Here is a 17483-nt window from a genome sequence, read left to right as displayed (position 1 = left end):
GGCGGCGACGGCCGCGAACCAGGCGACGGCGGCGAGCGGGGGCAGGCACCAGAGCAGCCGGACCAGCGGGTCGGCGCCGCCGGTCGGGTCGCTCACCGCCCGGCCGAGGGAGCGCAGCAGGAAGGCGGCGACCACGGCGGCGGCCAGCGCCGTGAGCAGCCAGCGGCCGAGGTCGGGCACCCGGTAGCCCCGGGCCAGACGGAGATAGAACACGTCGACTCTTTCAGCGGCTCGGCGTCGTCAGCGGTGGGTGGCCGTGACGGCGGGCGCTCCGGGGGCCCCGGGGGCGGAGGTGCTGCGGGGGACGGGGGCGGCGGGGGCGGTGAGCCGTCCGTCGAGGAGGGTGACGGCGCGGTCCGCGAACCGGACGAGCTCGGGGTCGTGGGTGGCCAGGACGAGGGTGAGCTGGTGGGATCGGGCCGCGCTGGCCAGTATCCGCATGACCTGGTCGGCGGCCTCGCGGTGCAGTGGGGCGGTGGGGTCGTCGGCGAAGACGACGGGCGGCAGCGGGGCGAGGGCGCGGGCGACGGCGACCCGCTGACGCCGGCTCTGGACCAGCTGCTCGGGGCGCTGCCGGGCGCAGTCGCCGACGTCGAGGCGTTCCAGCCACTCGTCGGCGGCGGTGTAGGCGGCCTTGTTGCCGGCCCCGGCGAGCAGCAGCGGCAGGGCGACGTTCTCCCGGGCGGTCAGTTCGGGCACCAGGTGGGGCTCGGAGCCGACGAAGCCGAAGCGGTCGCGCCGCAGCCGTTCGCGGCCGGCCCGGGCGAGGGTGTGCACGGGGGCGCTGTTGAACCAGACCTCGCCCTCGTCGACCGGGAGTTGAGCGGAGAGGCAGCCGAGCAGGGTGCTCTTGCCGGAGCCGCGCGGGCCGGTGACGGCGAGCACCTCACCCTCGCGGACGCCGATCGAGATGCCGCGCAGGGCGGGGGTGCCGTCATGGGACTTGACGATCTCCCGGGCCCACAGCACGTCGTTGTCAGGCGGTGCCGCTGACATGAGGATCCATCCTGGGTGGCCGCAGGGATATGACAGTCGTCAGATTAGAACGCCCGGGGCGGGGCGCGGTTGCGGCGCACTGGTCCATCACGGGCAAATCACCCGCATTCAGGCATGTTTGGTCGTACGACTGTGATGTTGGGCGGGCGGGGGAACGCCGAAGGGCGGTCCCGCGGGAGCGGGACCGCCCTTCGGCGGAGGGTGGGGAAGAAGGCTCAGGGGATCAGATCTTCGCCCACGCGTCGGTGAGGCTGGTCCGCAGGATCTGCTCGATCTCGTCGAAGGTCGACTGGTCGGAGATCAGCGGCGGGGCCAGCTGGATGACCGGGTCGCCACGGTCGTCGGCGCGGCAGTACAGGCCGTTGTCGAAGAGGGCCTTCGAGAGGAAGCCGTAGAGGACGCGCTCGACCTCTTCGTCGTTGAACGACTCCTTGGTGACCTTGTCCTTCACGAGCTCGATGCCGTAGAAGTACCCGTTGCCGCGGACGTCGCCGACGATCGGCAGGTCGCGCAGCTTGTCCAGGGTGCCCAGGAACGCGGCCTCGTTGTCGAGCACGTGCTGGTTCAGGCCCTCGCGCTCGAAGATGTCGAGGTTGGCCAGCGCCACCGCGGAGGAGACCGGGTGGCCACCGAAGGTGTAGCCGTGCAGGAAGGTGTTGTCACCCTTGTAGAACGGCTCGGCGAGGCGGTCCGAGATGATCGTGGCGCCGATCGGGGAGTAGCCCGAGGTCATGCCCTTGGCGCAGGTGATCATGTCGGGCTGGTAGCCGAACTTGTCGGCGCCGAACATGGTGCCGAGGCGGCCGAAGGCGCAGATGACCTCGTCCGAGACCAGCAGCACGTCGTGGCGGTCGCAGATCTCGCGCAGGCGCTGGAAGTACCCGGGCGGCGGCGGGAAGCAGCCACCGGCGTTCTGCACCGGCTCGACGAAGACGGCGGCGACGGTCTCGGCGCCCTCGTTGAGGATGGCCACCTCGATCTCGTCGGCGCACCAGCGGCCGTAGGCCTCGGGGTCGACCGTGCCGTCGGGGCCCTCAAGGAAGGCCGGGGCGCGGTAGATGTTGGTGTTCGGGGCCTTGTGGGTGCCCGGCACCAGCGGCTCGAACGGGGCCTTCAGGCCCGGCAGGCCGGTGATGGACAGGGCGCCCTGCGGGGTGCCGTGGTAGGCGACGGCGCGCGAGATGACCTTGTACTTGGTCGGCTTGCCGGTCAGCTTGAAGTACTGCTTGGCGAGCTTCCAGGCGGTCTCGACGGCCTCGCCGCCACCGGTGGAGAAGAAGACCTTGTTCAGGTCGCCCGGGGCGTAGTTGGCCAGGCGCTCGGCCAGCTCGACGGCCTTCGGGTGGGCGTAGCTCCACACCGGGAAGAAGGCGAGCTCCTTGGCCTGCTTGGCGGCGGCCTCGGCGAGCTCCTCACGGCCGTGGCCGGCCTGGACGACGAACAGGCCGGCGAGGCCGTCGAGGTACTTGCGTCCCTTGTCGTCCCAGACGTAGGTGCCCTCGCCCTTGACGATCGTCGGCACGGGGGAGTTCTCGTACGACGACATGCGGGTGAAGTGCATCCACAGGTGGTCGTAGGCGGTCTTGGAAAGGTCCTTCTGCGCCGGGTCGGCTGTCATCGGGTGCCCCAGGTGTAGGTCTGTTTCCGGAGCTTCAGGTAAACGAAGCTCTCGGTGCTCCGCACGCCGGGAAGCGCGCGGATGCGCTTGTTGATCAGTTCGAGCAGGTGCTCGTCGTCCTCGCAGACCAGTTCGGCCAGGAGGTCGAACGAGCCTGCGGTGCAGACCACGTAGTCGACCTCGTCGAGGGCGGCCAGCGCGTCGGCGACGGGCTCGATGTCACCCTCGACCCGGATACCGACCATCGCCTGGCGGGTGAAGCCGACGGTGAGCGGGTCCGTGACGGCGACGATCTGCATCACGCCCTGGTCGAGCAGCTTCTGGACGCGCTGCCGCACGGCCGCCTCGGACAGGCCGACGGCCTTGCCGATGGCGGCGTACGGGCGGCGCCCGTCCTCCTGGAGCTGCTCGATGATCGCCTTGGAGGCGGCGTCGAGGGGAACGCTGGCGTTCCGGTCGCGGTTGGCCACGCGGCCACTGTGCCTGATCGTTCCCGTGTTCGCAAGCGAGGAAACTGCTGATTTCGTCGTGATCTTGGAAGACGTATGCGGATTTCATCGCTCAAGCGCACTCGCCCTGTCGATACCAGCAGTCGTGCGGCTACCCTGGCACGGTACGCGCGCGACCCCGAGGGTCGGCGCACATACCGCCAGCGGTGGACCGCGCCGCTCCGGACGTGGCCACTCGGCACCCTTCGTATGCCGGATCCGCCGACGTACCATGGCGCCGGAATCTGCAATGCCGCAGGCCCAGACCGAGGAGAGACCCGTGAGCGACCTTCGCGCGCTGCGCAACTACATCAACGGTGAGTTCGTCGACGCGGCCGACGGCCGCACGCTCGACATCGTCGACCCGACCACCGGCGAGGCCTACGCGACGTCGCCGCTGTCCGGTGCCGCTGACGTGGACGCGGCCATGGCCTCCGCTGCCGCCGCGTTCCCGATCTGGCGCGACGCCACCCCGAGCACCCGGCAGAAGCTGCTGCTCAAGATCGCCGACGCGGTCGAGGCCCGCGCCGACGAGATCGTCGACGTCGAGGTGCGCAACACCGGCAAGCCCCGGGCGCTGACCCTCTCCGAGGAGATCGGCCCGATGGTGGACCAGATCCGGTTCTTCGCCGGTGCCGCCCGCCTGCTGGAGGGCAAGGCCGCCGGTGAGTACATGGACGGGATGACCTCGATCATCCGCCGCGAGCCGGTCGGCGTCTGTGCCCAGGTCGCGCCGTGGAACTACCCGATGATGATGGCCGTCTGGAAGTTCGCCCCGGCCATCGCCGCGGGCAACACCGTCGTGCTGAAGCCCTCCGACACCACCCCGGCCTCCACCGTGCTGCTGGCCGAGATCATCGGCGGTGTCCTCAAGGAGCTGGAGCTGCCGGCCGGCGTCTTCAACGTCATCTGCGGCGACCGCGAGACCGGCAAGCTGATGGTCGAGCACAAGACCCCGGCGATGGCCTCCATCACCGGTTCGGTGCGCGCCGGCATCTCGGTCGCCGAGTCCGCCTCCAAGGACGTCAAGCGCGTCCACCTGGAGCTGGGCGGCAAGGCCCCGGTCGTGGTCTTCGAGGACGCCGACATCGCCGAGGCCGTCGAGGGCATCTCGGTGGCGGGCTACTTCAACGCCGGCCAGGACTGCACCGCCGCCACCCGCGTGCTGGTGCACGAGTCGATCCACGACGCCTTCGTCGAGGCGCTGGCCAAGGCCGCGGCCGAGACCAAGACCGGCGGCGTGGACGACGAGGACGTGCTGTACGGCCCGCTGAACAACGCCAACCAGCTGCAGCAGGTCTCCGGCTTCATCGAGCGGCTGCCCGCCCACGCCAAGGTCGAGGCCGGTGGCCACCGGGTCGGCGACAAGGGCTACTTCTACGCCCCGACCGTCGTCTCCGGCCTGAACCAGGACGACGAGATCGTCCAGAACGAGGTCTTCGGCCCGGTCATCACCGTGCAGAAGTTCACCGACGAGGACCAGGCCGTCGAGTACGCCAACGGCGTCGAGTACGCGCTGGCCTCCTCGGTGTGGACCAAGGACCACGCCCGCGCCATGCGGATGTCGCGCCGCCTGGACTTCGGCTGCGTCTGGATCAACACCCACATCCCGCTGGTCGCCGAGATGCCGCACGGCGGCTTCAAGAAGTCCGGCTACGGCAAGGACCTGTCGGCGTACGGCTTCGAGGACTACACCCGCGTGAAGCACGTCATGACCGCGATCTGAGCGGGTCGTGGCCGTCGAGCGCAGTATGACCGCGATCTGAGCGGGTCGTGGCCGTCGAGCGCAGTATGACCGCGATCTGAGCGGGTCGTGGCCGTCGAACGCAGTATGACCGCGATCTGAGCGCGTCATGGCGTTCGAGCGCGGTACGACGGCCGTCTGATCGATTGATCACCGGCTGAACCGACCATGGGCCCGGGTCTTCTCGACCCGGGCCCTGCGTCTTTGCATCCTGTCGACGGTTGGCGCGACCGGCTGACACGATGGAACTGCCCCTTCGGGGACGGGCCGCCTTAGCCTTACCGGCATGAGCATCCCCACCGCTGACTCAGCCGCAGGCCAGGCCGTCAAGGCCGCCGACCGCGCGCACGTCTTCCACTCGTGGTCCGCCCAGGCGCTGATCGACCCCCTCGCGGTGGCCGGCGCCGAGGGCTCGTACTTCTGGGACTACGACGGCAACCGCTACCTCGACTTCTCCTCGCAGCTGGTCAACACCAACATCGGCCACCAGCACCCGAAGGTGGTCGCCGCGATCCAGGAGCAGGCGGCGAAGCTCTGCACCATCGCCCCCGGCTTCGCGGTCGAGTCGCGCAGCGAGGCCGCCCGGCTGATCGCCGAGCGCACCCCCGGTGACCTGGACAAGATCTTCTTTACCAACGGCGGTGCCGAGGCCAACGAGAACGCCATCCGGCTGGCCCGGCTGCACACCGGCCGGCAGAAGGTGCTGTCCACCTACCGCTCGTACCACGGTGCCACCGCCAACGCGATCGCCCTCACCGGCGACCCGCGGCGCTGGGCCAACGAGACCGGTGTCTCCGGCGTGGTGCACTTCTGGGGGCCGTACGCCTACCGCTCCAACTTCCACGCCGAGAACGAGGCGCAGGAGTGCGAGCGCGCGCTGGAGCACCTGGAGCAGGTGATCGCGTTCGAGGGGCCCGGCACCGTCGCGGCGGTCATCCTGGAGACCGTGGTCGGCACCGCGGGCATCCTGGTCCCGCCGGCGGGCTACCTGGCCGGGGTGCGGGAGATCTGCGACCGCTACGGGATCGTGTTCATCCTGGACGAGGTGATGGCCGGCTTCGGCCGCACCGGCGAGTGGTTCGCCGCCGACCACTGGGGCGTCACCCCGGACCTGCTCACCTTCGCCAAGGGCGTCAACTCGGGCTACGTGCCGCTGGGCGGCGTGGCGATCAGCGCCGAGATCGCGGCCACCTTCGCCGAGCGGGCCTTCCCCGGCGGGCTCACCTACTCCGGCCACCCGCTGGCCTGCGCCTCCGCGGTGGCGACCATCAACACCATGGCGGAGGAGGGCATCGTCGAGAACGCCAGGCACATCGGCGAGAACGTGCTCGGCCCCGGCCTGCGCGAGCTGGCCGAGCGGCACCCGTCGATCGGCGAGGTCCGCGGCCTCGGCGTGTTCTGGGCGCTCGACCTGGTGAAGAACCGGGAGACCCGCGAGCCGCTGGTGCCCTACAACGCGGTCGGCGCCGACAACGCTCCGATGGCCGCTCTGGCCGCCGCCTGCAAGCAGCGCGGGCTCTGGCCGTTCGTCAACATGAACCGCTTCCACGTCGTCCCGCCGTGCACCGTCACCGAGGAGGAGGCCAAGACCGGCCTCGCGGTGCTGGACGAGGTGCTGTCGCTCACCGACGCGCACACTGTCTGACACCTGCCAGGACGACGTACCGACCAGGATGGCCCCGGGCACCCGTGCGTGTGTCCGGGGCCGTTCCACGCTCCGGAAGGCCCCTGCATGCCCAGCAGCACCACTCTGACCCGCCGTCCCTTCAACCCCCCTTCCCTGCGCAGGCGTTCCGTGCTCGGTGGGGCCGCGCTGCTCGGAGCCGGCACGCTGACCGGCTGCGGCATCCCGTCCGCGTACGTGGCAGAGGACCGCCGTTCGGCGCCGGACCGCTCGGAGAGCGACAAGCGGCTCACGTTCTCCAACTGGACGCAGTACATCGACACCGACGACGCGGGCGGGCGGCCGACCCTGGACGCCTTCAGCGAGCAGACCGGGATCGCGGTCACCTACACCGAGGACATCAACGACAACGACGAGTTCTTCGGCAAGATCAGCCCGGTGCTCACCCAGGGCGCCGCCCCCGGCCGGGACCTGATGGTGATCAGCGACTGGATGGCCGGGCGGTACGTCTCGCTGGGCTGGGTGCAGGCCATGGACCGGGCCAACCTGCCCAACGTCACGGCCAACCTGGACCCGCAGCTCGCCGACCCGGCCTTCGACCCCGGGCGCAAGCGCAGCGTGCCGTGGCAGTCCGGGATCACCGGCATCGCCTACAACCGCAAGGCGCTCGGCCGGGAGATCAGGTCCACCGCCGACCTGTGGGCGCCCGACCTCAAGGGCCGGGTCACGCTGTTCGCCGGGCTGGACGAGGCGCTCGGGCTGCTGATGCTCTCCCAGGGCGCGGACATCGCGACGTTCGGCGACGACGACGCGCGCAAGGCGATGGACCTGGTGCAGAAGGCGGTCGACAGCGGCCACGTCCGGCGCTTCACCGGCAACGACTACACCAGCGACCTCGCCTCCGGTGCGGCGCTCGCCTGCCAGGCCTACTCCGGCGACGCCGTCCAGCTGACCGCCGAGAACCCGGACATCGAGTTCGTGGTGCCCGAGGAGGGCGGCGAGCTGTGGGCGGAGAGCCTGATGATCCCCAACCGGGCCGCCCACAAGCGCAACGCCGAGCTGCTGATCGACTACTACTACCAGCCCGAGGTGGCCGCCGAACTCGCCACGTTCGTCCAGTACATCTGCCCGGTGCCGGCGGCCCGCGAGGTGCTGGCGGCCGGCGGCGACAAGGAGAAGGCCGAACTCGCCGAGAACCCGCTGGTGTTCCCGACCGACGAGATGCGCGCCCGGCTGCACACCATGCGCGACGTCACCTCGGCCGAGCGGCCCGAGCTGCACAAGGTCTGGGGGCGCATCACCGGGGTGTGACGTGCAGGGCTCAGCGCCGGACGGCGTCCAGGGCGAGCAGTGCCACGTGCAGGGAGAGGCAGGACTCCACCTGGTCGAGGTCGACGCCGAGGATCCGCTCGACCTTGTGCAGCCGGTCGTAGAAGGACGGCCGGGACAGGTGCGCGGCGTCCGCCGCGGCCGACTTGTTCCGGCCCTGCTCCAGGTAGATCCGCAGCATCTGCACCAACTGGCCGTTGTGCTCGGCGTCGTGGGCCAGTAGCGGGCCCAGCTCCCGCTCCACGTACGTCTGCAGCCGGGCGTCGTCGCGCAGCAGGTGGAGCAGGCCGCGCAGTCGGACGTCCGGCAGCCGGTAGTAGGAGGAGCTGCGGCCGCCGGGCGCGTCGTGCAGGGCGGCGTCGGCGACCTGGGTGGCCTCCAGAAGGGTGCGCCGGGCGTCGCGCACCGAGCCGACCGAGGAGCCGACCGCGACCACCGGGCCCGACGGGTCGCCGCCCTCCCGTCCGGCCTCGGCCGACATCCGGCGCAGCGTGGCCGAGAGGGCGTCCAGCGCGGAGTGTTCGTCCTGCTGGGCGCCGAGCGCGATCAGCAGGCCGACGGCCTCGTCGTCGAGCGCGCCGACCAGGGCGGACAGCCGGCAGGCCCGGGCCGCGCCGGCGGCCAGCTCGGTGAAGTCGCGCAGCCGGGCCTGCGCCTCCAGTGCGGCCGGGATCGGCCCGCGCCGCTGCCGCAGCACCACGCCGACCAGCCGGCGGCCCTCCAGCGGGACGCCGAGGGCCTGGGCGCGCAGGGCGGCCTCGGAGACGGTCAGCGCGTGGGTGAGGATGCCGGACAGCAGGGTGCGGTGGGTCTGCCGCTCCAGGCTCTCCCGGTCGCGCACCACCAGCCGGTTGAGCGCCAGCGCGGAGGCGCCGCGCTCCAGCAGCATGGTGTGCGGGTGGGCCTCGCCCTCGGGCAGCGGGCCGGGCTCCTGCACCAGCACCAGTCGGCCCCAGTCCTGGCCGCGGGCGCCGACGGTGGTGACCAGCCAGCCGCTGCGCGGATCGTGGCCGGTGCGCCCGGTCGGACGGACGCCGCGCGAGCGGCGCTCCCAGTCCTCCAGTACCTCGGCTTCCGGGCGCCCGGCGGTGTCGTGGGCGAGCACCTGGTGGGCCAGGTTCTCCAGGACGACCGGGGCACCGGCCATCCGGGCCACCTGGCGGATCACCTCGGGCGGCTCGGCGCCCTCCACCACCAGCTCGTTGAAGACCTGGTGGACCGACTCGGAGGCCCTCAGCTGCTCCAGCTGGGCGTTGACCACCAGGGCGTGCACGGCTTCGGTGACGGCGACGAAGCGCAGCTCGCGGCGGAGGGTGATCAGCGGCAGCCCGCGCTGCTCGGCGGCGTTGACCAGGGCGCGGGGGAGCGAGTCGAAGTAGCGCCGCCCGAACTCGACGACCAGGCCGGCCACCCCGACCTCGTCCAGCTCGCGCACGTAGCGGGCCAGGCCCTCGCGGTCCTCGGGCAGGGCGATGCCGGTGGTCAGCACCAGCTCGCCGCCGCGGAGCATCCCGGCGACGTCGGGCAGCTCGCTGACGTGGACCCAGCGGATCGGCCGCTCCAGGTGGTCGGCGCCGGCCACCACCTGGGGCAGGCCGCGCCGCATCACGTCCAGGTCGAGGACTCGGGCGACGGTGGGGAGCATCGCGGGCCTCCGGGGCCGTGGGACCAGAGCGGGGGCTCCGGGGTGATCAGGGTGTCAGGTAAATCATCCATCCCCCCGACGACCTGTTGCCCTGCCCGCAGCCTTGCACCCTGTAAGGCCCTTCGTGCCGAGATTGCCGAAGTGACCCTTGTCACCCCATCCCCGCAGCAGGCAAGGTCAGCGGGACCGCAGACCCCCATCGCGGACGCGTGACCCCGCAGCGGTCGAACCACGGCACTTGGAGGAACCAGATGGACCTGACCGACTTCGGCCCGGGCGCGCAGTACATCGCGGGCCGCCAGACCCGGGGGAGCGGCGAACCCTTCCAGGTCGTCAACCCCGCCGACGGCAGCGTGGTCGAGCAGGTCGCGCTGGCCACCACCGAGGACGTGGACACCGCCGTCGCCGCCGCGAAGGCGGCCCTGCCCGGCTGGTCCTCGGCCACCCCCGGCGCGCGCTCCGAGGCGCTCACCCGGCTGGCCGCCGTCCTGGCCGGGGCGGCCGACGACCTGGCCCGGGTGGAGACGGCGCAGACCGGCAAGCCGGTCAAGCTGGCCACCGAGTTCGACGTGCCCGGCACCATCGACAACGCGGCCTTCTTCGCCGGCGCCGCCCGCAACCTGGAGGGCAAGGCGGCCGGCGAGTACTCCGGCGACCACACCTCGTACGTGCGCCGCGAGGCGGTCGGCGTGGTCGGCTCGATCTCGCCGTGGAACTACCCGCTGCAGATGGCCGCCTGGAAGATCCTCCCGGCGATCGCCGCGGGCAACACCATCGTGCTCAAGCCGGCCGAGCTGACCCCGCTGACCTCGCTGATGTTCGCCCGGGCCTGCACCGCCGCGGGCATCCCGGACGGCGTGGTCAACGTGGTCACCGGCGCCGGGCGCACCGCGGGCGAGCACCTGGTCGGGCACCCGGACGTCGCGATGGTCTCCTTCACCGGCTCCACCGGCGTCGGCAAGCGGGTCGCCGAGATCGCCACCGCGAGCGTCAAGCGCACCCACCTGGAGCTCGGGGGCAAGGCCCCGTTCGTGGTCTTCGACGATGCCGACCTGGACGCCGCGGTGCACGGAGCGGTCGCGGCCTCGCTGATCAACGGCGGCCAGGACTGCACCGCCGCCACACGCGCCTACGTCCAGCGCCCGCTGTACGACGCCTTCGTGGCCGGGGTGGCCGAGCTGTACGCGGCGATCCGGATCGGCGACCCGCTGAACCCGCACACCGACCTCGGCCCGCTGGTCTCGTACGCCCACCGGGACCGGGTGGCCGGCTTCGTGGAGCGCACCCGCTCGTACGCCACCGTGGTCACCGGCGGCCGGGCCCCGGAGAAGGGCCACGACGGCACCGACCTCACCCGGGGCGCGTACTACCAGCCCACCCTGATCACCGGTGCGGCCCAGGACAGCGAGGTCGTGCAGGGCGAGATCTTCGGCCCGGTGCTGGTCGTGCTGCCCTTCGACGGCGACGACGAGGGCCTGCGGCTGGCCAACGACACCCCGTACGGCCTGGCCGCCTCCGCGTGGACGAGCAACGTGCACCGCTCGCTGCGCGCCACCCGGGAGATCGCGGCCGGCTGCGTCTGGGTCAACGACCACATCCCGATCATCAGCGAGATGCCGCACGGCGGTTACAAGGCGTCCGGCTACGGCAAGGACATGTCCCAGTACTCGCTGGACGAGTACACCCAGGTCAAGCACGTCATGTTCGACACCACCGCGGTGGCCCGCAAGGACTGGCACCGCACCGTCTTCGGAGACAGATAATCCCCGGCTCCAGCGGGTGCCCCCACACCCCATCTCCCCCCAGGAGGCCCGTTCCATGGCGTTCAACGAGCTCACCGACGGTCTGCCCGAACCGGTCCGAAGGGCCTGGGAACGCAGCCTGGCCAACGGCCGGGCCGCACTCGGCCGCCGCACCCTGCTGCGCGCCGCCGCGCTGAGCGCCGGAGCGGGCACCCTGGCCGCCTGCGGCATCCCGGCGGCCCCCCGGGCGACCGGCGACTCGACCGCGAACGCCGCCAAGGACCTCTCCGAGACGCAGAAGGAGGTCAACTTCTCCAACTGGCCGCTGTACGTGGACACGGACGAGAAGGACAAGGAGAAGCACGGCACGCTGGACGCCTTCACCGAGGCCACCGGCATCAAGGTCAAGTACAACGAGGACGTCAACGACAACGTCGAGTTCTTCGGCAAGGTCAAGCCGCAGCTCGCCTCCGGCCAGGACACCGGCCGCGACCTGATGGTGCTCACCGACTGGATGGCCGCCCGGCTGATCCGGCTCGGCTGGGCGCAGAAGCTCAACCCGGCGAACGTCACCACCGCGATCACCAACATCGAGGCGCGCTTCCGCGCTCCGGACTGGGACCCGGGGCGGCTGTACTCCTACCCGTGGGCCGGCATCCAGACCGTCGTCGCGTACAACAAGAAGGCGACCAGGGGGAAGGAGGTCACCAGCGTCTCCCAGCTGCTGGACGATCCGGACCTCAAGGGCCGGGTCACCTTCCTCTCCGAGATGCGCGACAGCATCGGGATGGTCCTGCTGGACCAGGGCAAGGACACCGCGAGGTTCACCGCCGACGACTACGACGGCGCGGTCGCCCGGCTGCAGAAGGCCGTCGACAGCAAGCAGATCCGCCGCTTCACCGGCAACGACTACGGCCAGGAGCTCTCCGCCGGCGACATCGCGGCCTGCATCGCCTGGGGCGGCGACCTGATCCAACTGCGCGCCGACAACCCGGACATCGAGTTCGTCATCCCGGAGAGGGGCTACATCGCCTCGACCGACAACATGCTGGTCCCGGCCAAGGCGCAGCACAAGGCGAACGCGGAGAAGTTGATTGACTTCTACTATCAGCCGAAGATCGCGGCGCAGCTGGTCGCGGGCATCGGTTTCGTCTCCGCCGTCACCGGGATGAAGGACGAGCTCGCCGGCATCGCCCCGGACACCGCGGCCAACCCGCTGGTCGTACCCACCCCCGAGATGGCGGTCAAGGCGCACGTGTTCCGCACGCTCTCCGAGAGCGAGGAGAGCGACTTCGAGCAGAAGTTCTCCAAGCTGATCGGCGCCTGACCTCCAACTCCCGGCAGAGAAACCCAGGAAGACACCACCCCATGACAGACCAGCAGCGCGACGCGGCCGTCGGCGGCGACGTCCGGCTCACCGGCATCGGCAAGACCTACGGCTCCTTCACCGCCGTCCACCCGCTCGACCTGACCGTCCCGCAGGGATCGTTCTTCGCCCTGCTCGGCGCCTCCGGCTGCGGCAAGACCACCACCCTGCGCATGATCGCCGGTCTGGAGGAGCCCACCACCGGCACCGTCCTGATCGGCGGCCAGGACGTCACCGCCCTGCCCCCGTACAAGCGGCCGGTGAACACCGTCTTCCAGAGCTACGCGCTCTTCCCGCACCTGGACATCTTCGAGAACGTCGCCTTCGGCCTGCGCCGGCGCGGCAGGAAGGACGTCAAGAAGCAGGTCGACGAGATGCTGGAGCTGGTCGAACTCGGCCAGTACGCCCGGCGCAAGCCGCACCAGCTCTCCGGCGGCCAGCAGCAGCGCGTCGCGGTCGCCCGCGCGCTGATCAACCACCCGCAGGTGCTGCTCCTGGACGAGCCGCTCGGCGCGCTCGACCTCAAGCTCCGCCGCCAGATGCAGCTGGAGCTCAAGCGGATCCAGACCGAGGTCGGCATCACCTTCGTGCACGTCACCCACGACCAGGAGGAGGCCATGACCATGGCCGACACCATCGCGGTGATGAACGGCGGCCGGGTCGAGCAGCTGGGTGCCCCCGCCGAGCTGTACGAGAACCCCGCCACCACCTTCGTGGCCAACTTCCTCGGCCAGTCCAACCTGCTGCCCGCCGAGGTCACCGGCACCGAGGGCGGCGACCTGCTGCTCAGCGCGGCCGGCGCCCGGCTCGCGGTGCCGAAGGCGCGCTGCGCCACCGACTCCAAGCGCGTCCACCTCGGCGTGCGCCCGGAGAAGATCACCATCACGCACGCCTCCGAGCAGGTCGCCGACGGCCGCAACCGGCTGGCCGGCACGGTGCTCGACTCCAGCTTCATCGGCGTCTCCACCCAGTACGTGGTGCGCACCGACGGCGGCCAGGAGGTCACCGTCTTCGAGCAGAACATGGAGCGCGACGCCCGGATCGTCCCCGGCGCCGCCGTGCTGCTGCACTGGAACCCGGCGCACTCCTTCGCCCTGGACGCCGCGCAGGCGATCGACGCCGGCACCGCGGAGGAGGCCGCATGACCACCACCGCCACGGCCGCGCCGCCGCAGGCCATACCCCCCGACGGCAGCACCCCGGCCGGGACGCCCGCGAAGACGAGGCGCAAGCTCACCCCGTACTGGCTGCTGCTGCCCGGCATCGCCTGGCTGGTCGTCTTCTTCGCCGTGCCGATGGTCTACCAGGGGTCGACCTCGTTGCAGACCGGCTCGCTCGAAGAGGGCTTCAAGGTCACCTGGCACCTCTCGACCTACTGGGACGCCCTGGTCGAGTACAAGTGGCACTTCCTCCGCTCGTTCTCCTACGCGGCCGTCGCCACCGTGCTCTGCCTGGCCGTCGGCTACCCGCTCGCGTACACGATCGCCTTCAAGGCGAGCAAGCGCTGGCGCAACGTCATCCTGATCCTGGTCATCGCGCCGTTCTTCACCAGCTTCCTGATCCGCACGCTGGCCTGGAAGACCATCCTGTCCGACGGCGGCCCGGTGGTCGGCGCGCTGAACGCGCTGCACGTCCTGGACGTCACCAACCTGCTCGGCCTCACCGACGGCGACCGGGTGCTGGCCACGCCGCTCGCGGTGGTCTGCGGCCTGACCTACAACTTCCTGCCGTTCATGATCCTGCCGCTGTACACCTCGCTGGAGCGGATCGACCCGCGCCTGCACGAGGCGGCCGGCGACCTCTACGCCCGGCCGTTCACCACCTTCCGCAAGGTCACCTTCCCGATCTCGCTGCCGGGCGTGGTGGCGGGCACCCTGCTGACCTTCATCCCGGCCTCCGGCGACTACATCAACGCCCAGCTGCTGGGCTCGCCGAGCGAGCAGATGGTCGGCAACGGCATCCAGAAGCAGTTCCTGAACGTGCTCGACTACCCCACGGCGGCCGCGCTGAGCTTCATCCTGATGGCCCTGATCCTGGGCATGGTGACGGTCTACATGCGCAAGGCCGGGACGGAGGATCTGGTCTGATGTCCCGGATGTTCAAGTGGATCCGAGCCCACCTGGTGGTGCTGGCCGGCCTGCTGGCCCTCGCCTACCTGGTGCTGCCCAACCTGGTCGTGCTCGCCTTCTCGTTCAACAAGCCGGTGGGCAAGTTCAACTACGAGTGGAACGAGTTCTCCACCGACGCCTGGACCAACCCCTGCGGCGTGGCCGACATGTGCCAGTCACTCTCGCTCAGCCTGCAGATCGCGGTGCTCGCCACCATCGGCGCCACCGTGCTCGGCACCATGGTCGCCTTCGCGCTGGCCCGCTACCGGTTCCGCGGCCGCTCGGCCACCACCGCGATGATCTTCCTGCCGATGGCCATGCCCGAGGTGGTCATGGCCGCCTCGCTCGGGACGCTCTTCCTGAACATGCGCATCCCGTTCGGCTTCACCACCATCCTCATCGCGCACATCATGTTCTGCCTCAGCTTCGTGGTGACGGCGGTCAAGGCGCGCGTGATGAGCATGGACCCGAGGCTCGAACAGGCCGCCCAGGACCTCTACGCGACCCCCACCCAGACCTTCCTGAGGGTCACCCTGCCGCTGGCGGCGCCCGGCATCGCGGCGGGCGCGCTGCTCAGCTTCGCGCTCTCCTTCGACGACTTCATCATCACCCAGTTCAACTCGGGCCCGACCACGGTCACCTTCCCGATGTTCGTCTGGGGCGCCTCGCAGCGCGGCATCCCGGTGCAGGTGAACGTCATCGGCACCGCGATGTTCCTCGCCGCCGTCGTGCTGACCGTCGTCGGCCAGTGGCTGGGCAACCGCCGGAAGGCCACCGCCTGACGTACGGTCGACAGCGGTGGCACGTGAAACCGTCATCTATTCGTAGAAAGTGGCTGATAATGCATGGACTCCGCCCGCGCACTCAGTGACGCCAGGCCCACCCCCTTCTGGCTGGAGGATCCCGGTCGGCCGGCGGCGCTGCCCGCCCTGGTCGGCGACACCACCTGCGACCTGCTGGTCGTCGGCGGCGGCTACTCCGGCCTGTGGACCGCCCTCATCGCCAAGGAGCGCGACCCCTCGCTGGATGTCGTGCTGGTCGAGGGCAACGAGGTCGGGTGGGCCGCGTCCGGGCGCAACGGCGGATTCTGCGCGGCCAGCCTCACCCACGGCTTCGGCAACGGCCTGGACCGCTGGCCGTCCGAACTGGCCCAGTTGGAACGCCTCGGTGCCGCCAACCTCGACGGCATCGAGGCCACCCTCAAGCGCTACGGCATCGACGCCGAGTGGGAGCGCACCGGCGAGATCGACGTCGCCACCCAGCCCCACCAGGTCGAGGAGCTCCACGAGATCGCCGAGGCGGTCGCCCGGTACGGCTTCGACATCACCGTCCTGGACGCCGACCAGCTGCGTGCCGAGGTGAACTCGCCGACCTTCCTCGGCGGCCTCTGGGACAAGGAGGGCGTGGCGATGGTCCACCCCGCCAAGCTCGCCTGGGGCCTGAAGGACGCCTGCCTGAGCCAGGGCGTGCGGATCTTCGAGCACACCCGGGCCACCGACCTGCGGGAGCGCGGCAGCGGCATGGCCGTCCGCACCCCGTACGGCCGGGTCTTCGCCCGCAAGGTCGCGCTCGGCACCAACGTGTTCCCGTCGCTGCTCAAGCGGGTCCGCCCGTACATCGTCCCGGTGTACGACTACGCACTGATGACCGAGCCGCTCAGCGACGAGCAACTCGCCTCGATCGGCTGGCGCGGGCGGCAGGGCCTCGGCGACAGCGCCAACAAGTTCCACTACTTCCGGCTCTCCGCCGACAACCGGATCCTCTGGGGCGGCTACGACGCGGTCTACCACTTCGGCGGCCACGTGCGGCACGAGTACGACCAGCGGCCGGAAACCTTCCGCACCCTGGCCAACCACTTCTTCCGCTGCTTCCCGCAGCTGGAGGGCCTGCGCTTCACCCACGCCTGGGGCGGCGCGATCGACACCTGCAGCCGGTTCTCGGCGTTCTTCGACACCGGGTACCGGGGCAAGGTCGCGTACGCGGTCGGCTACACCGGGCTCGGCGTCGGCGCGACCCGCTTCGGCGCCGAGGTGATGCTCGACCTGCTCGCCGGCGAGCGCACCGAGCGCACCTCGCTGGACATGGTGCGCAGCAAGCCGCTGCCGTTCCCGCCCGAGCCGGTGCGCTGGGCCGGGATCGAACTCACCACCCGGTCGCTGGAGCGCGCGGACCGCAACGGCGGCCACCGCAACCTCTGGCTGCGTACCCTCGACCGGCTGGGGCTGGGCTTCGACAGCTGAAGCGCGGCCGCCGTCGGTCGGATGACCGCAGTCGTGTGATCAGGACCCGCCGTCCGCCTCTCCCCGGTGACGGCGGGTCTCGCTCTTCCCGCCGTCTTCGAACAGTACGAACGGCACGAAGCGGGGATACGGCACGGAGACCGTCGGACTGCACCGGCCCGGTCCCGTCCGACGGTTCCGGGCGGCTCAACGACCCGGTGCTGTTGGAGCCGGCCCTGCACGAGGCGGCGGCGAGGCTCAGCGGCCGGTGAGCACGGGTGGCCGGGCAACCGGTGGCACGTGAGGGCCGCCCGGGGCGCTCGGCGGTGACGGCGCGCGGAGCGGGCGGTCGCGTCAGACTGGGAGGCGTGACCACCGTCCCGCACGCCGTCGACGCGTCCCTCCGTCCGGGCCCCGCCCAGCTGCGCCTGGCCGTCTTGGCCGCACCCGTCTGCGACCGGTACGGCCTCGCGCTGGCCGGCGGGCACGCGCTGCGGGCCCACGGCGTCGCGGCCTGCCCACAGGACGGGTTGACCCTGGCGACCGGCGGCGCCGACCTGCCGGAGGTGGCCGTCGCGCTGGGCGAGGCGTACCGGGCGGCGGGC

At 71.0% G+C, this 17483-nt stretch carries 13 protein-coding genes and 2 pseudogenes; 10 read left to right on the top strand and 5 right to left on the bottom strand.

Annotation, left to right across the window (positions count from 1 at the left end):
- From KS423_RS17145 to KS423_RS17130, 4 genes and pseudogenes are all read right to left on the bottom strand, one after another.
- A pseudogene (locus KS423_RS17145) lies at positions 1–213 on the bottom strand (hypothetical protein); the annotation flags it as partial.
- A gap of 27 nt (positions 214–240) precedes the next feature.
- Complete coding sequence (locus KS423_RS17140; protein WP_224280198.1) at positions 241–996, bottom strand: ABC transporter ATP-binding protein; 756 nt, start codon at positions 994–996, stop codon at positions 241–243.
- A gap of 223 nt (positions 997–1219) precedes the next feature.
- Positions 1220–2614 carry an aspartate aminotransferase family protein gene (locus tag KS423_RS17135; protein WP_196946910.1) on the bottom strand — a complete coding sequence of 465 codons (1395 nt, stop codon included), beginning with the start codon at positions 2612–2614 and terminating at the stop codon, positions 1220–1222.
- Positions 2611–3084: an Lrp/AsnC family transcriptional regulator gene (locus KS423_RS17130; RefSeq protein ID WP_030243538.1), complete on the bottom strand. Its 474-nt coding sequence runs from the start codon at positions 3082–3084 to the stop codon at positions 2611–2613. The genes KS423_RS17135 and KS423_RS17130 overlap by 4 nt, the downstream gene beginning before the upstream one ends.
- Positions 3085–3352: 268 nt before the next feature.
- Between KS423_RS17130 and KS423_RS17125 the strand changes: the two genes are divergently transcribed.
- From KS423_RS17125 to KS423_RS17115, 3 genes are all read left to right on the top strand, one after another.
- On the top strand, positions 3353–4828 hold the full coding sequence (locus tag KS423_RS17125; RefSeq protein ID WP_224280196.1) for a gamma-aminobutyraldehyde dehydrogenase: 1476 nt from the start codon (positions 3353–3355) through the stop codon (positions 4826–4828).
- 304 nt (positions 4829–5132) lie between these two features.
- Complete coding sequence (locus KS423_RS17120; RefSeq protein ID WP_224280194.1) at positions 5133–6491, top strand: aspartate aminotransferase family protein; 1359 nt, start codon at positions 5133–5135, stop codon at positions 6489–6491.
- Positions 6492–6578: 87 nt separating this feature from the next.
- Entirely contained in the window at positions 6579–7781 is a 1203-nt protein-coding gene (locus KS423_RS17115) for a spermidine/putrescine ABC transporter substrate-binding protein (RefSeq protein WP_224280192.1), read from the top strand.
- A 10-nt stretch (positions 7782–7791) separates the two neighbouring features.
- Here KS423_RS17115 and KS423_RS17110 read toward each other — a convergent pair whose 3' ends face one another.
- The gene (locus KS423_RS17110) at positions 7792–9444 is read right to left on the bottom strand and encodes a PucR family transcriptional regulator ligand-binding domain-containing protein (protein WP_224280190.1); all 1653 of its coding nucleotides are present in this window, start codon (positions 9442–9444) and stop codon (positions 7792–7794) included.
- A 251-nt stretch (positions 9445–9695) separates the two neighbouring features.
- Here KS423_RS17110 and KS423_RS17105 point away from each other — a divergent pair, with 251 nt between their 5' ends.
- The 7 genes and pseudogenes from KS423_RS17105 to KS423_RS17075 form a co-directional block, all read left to right on the top strand.
- Entirely contained in the window at positions 9696–11207 is a 1512-nt protein-coding gene (locus KS423_RS17105) for a gamma-aminobutyraldehyde dehydrogenase (RefSeq protein ID WP_224280188.1), read from the top strand.
- 55 nt (positions 11208–11262) lie between these two features.
- On the top strand, positions 11263–12513 hold the full coding sequence (locus tag KS423_RS17100; protein ID WP_224280164.1) for a spermidine/putrescine ABC transporter substrate-binding protein: 1251 nt from the start codon (positions 11263–11265) through the stop codon (positions 12511–12513).
- A gap of 41 nt (positions 12514–12554) precedes the next feature.
- A complete protein-coding gene (locus tag KS423_RS17095) occupies positions 12555–13697 on the top strand; it encodes an ABC transporter ATP-binding protein (RefSeq protein ID WP_224280162.1) in 1143 nt (380 codons plus the stop codon).
- Positions 13694–14638 (top strand): ABC transporter permease, encoded by a 945-nt coding sequence (locus KS423_RS17090; RefSeq protein ID WP_224280159.1) that lies wholly within the window; start codon positions 13694–13696, stop codon positions 14636–14638. Before KS423_RS17095 ends, KS423_RS17090 begins: the two co-directional genes overlap by 4 nt.
- Positions 14638–15441 carry an ABC transporter permease gene (locus tag KS423_RS17085; RefSeq protein ID WP_224280157.1) on the top strand — a complete coding sequence of 268 codons (804 nt, stop codon included), beginning with the start codon at positions 14638–14640 and terminating at the stop codon, positions 15439–15441. The genes KS423_RS17090 and KS423_RS17085 overlap by 1 nt, the downstream gene beginning before the upstream one ends.
- Before the next feature lie 63 nt (positions 15442–15504).
- Positions 15505–16899: an FAD-binding oxidoreductase gene (locus tag KS423_RS17080; protein ID WP_224280155.1), complete on the top strand. Its 1395-nt coding sequence runs from the start codon at positions 15505–15507 to the stop codon at positions 16897–16899.
- Between the two features lie 347 nt (positions 16900–17246).
- Positions 17247–17483, top strand: a pseudogene (locus KS423_RS17075) (hypothetical protein); the annotation flags it as partial.

Source organism: Streptomyces sp. LS1784 (assembly GCF_020103755.1).
In the GTDB taxonomy this organism is placed as follows: Bacteria; Actinomycetota; Actinomycetes; order Streptomycetales; family Streptomycetaceae; genus Kitasatospora.
This window is presented reverse-complemented; position numbering and strand designations above follow the sequence as displayed.

Excerpts from the sequence above, each read along its gene's own strand:
- KS423_RS17100 (WP_224280164.1), top strand. The coding sequence starts at position 11,263 with ATGGCGTTCAACGAGCTCACCGACGGTCTGCCCGAACCGGTCCGAAGG.
- KS423_RS17125 (WP_224280196.1), top strand. The coding sequence starts at position 3,353 with ATGCCGCAGGCCCAGACCGAGGAGAGACCCGTGAGCGACCTTCGCGCG.
- KS423_RS17140 (WP_224280198.1), bottom strand. The coding sequence starts at position 996 with ATGTCAGCGGCACCGCCTGACAACGACGTGCTGTGGGCCCGGGAGATC.
- KS423_RS17085 (WP_224280157.1), top strand. The coding sequence starts at position 14,638 with ATGTCCCGGATGTTCAAGTGGATCCGAGCCCACCTGGTGGTGCTGGCC.
- KS423_RS17120 (WP_224280194.1), top strand. The coding sequence starts at position 5,133 with ATGAGCATCCCCACCGCTGACTCAGCCGCAGGCCAGGCCGTCAAGGCC.
- KS423_RS17095 (WP_224280162.1), top strand. The coding sequence starts at position 12,555 with ATGACAGACCAGCAGCGCGACGCGGCCGTCGGCGGCGACGTCCGGCTC.
- KS423_RS17115 (WP_224280192.1), top strand. The coding sequence starts at position 6,579 with ATGCCCAGCAGCACCACTCTGACCCGCCGTCCCTTCAACCCCCCTTCC.
- KS423_RS17080 (WP_224280155.1), top strand. The coding sequence starts at position 15,505 with ATGGACTCCGCCCGCGCACTCAGTGACGCCAGGCCCACCCCCTTCTGG.
- KS423_RS17090 (WP_224280159.1), top strand. The coding sequence starts at position 13,694 with ATGACCACCACCGCCACGGCCGCGCCGCCGCAGGCCATACCCCCCGAC.
- KS423_RS17105 (WP_224280188.1), top strand. The coding sequence starts at position 9,696 with ATGGACCTGACCGACTTCGGCCCGGGCGCGCAGTACATCGCGGGCCGC.
- KS423_RS17110 (WP_224280190.1), bottom strand. The coding sequence starts at position 9,444 with ATGCTCCCCACCGTCGCCCGAGTCCTCGACCTGGACGTGATGCGGCGC.
- KS423_RS17135 (WP_196946910.1), bottom strand. The coding sequence starts at position 2,614 with ATGACAGCCGACCCGGCGCAGAAGGACCTTTCCAAGACCGCCTACGAC.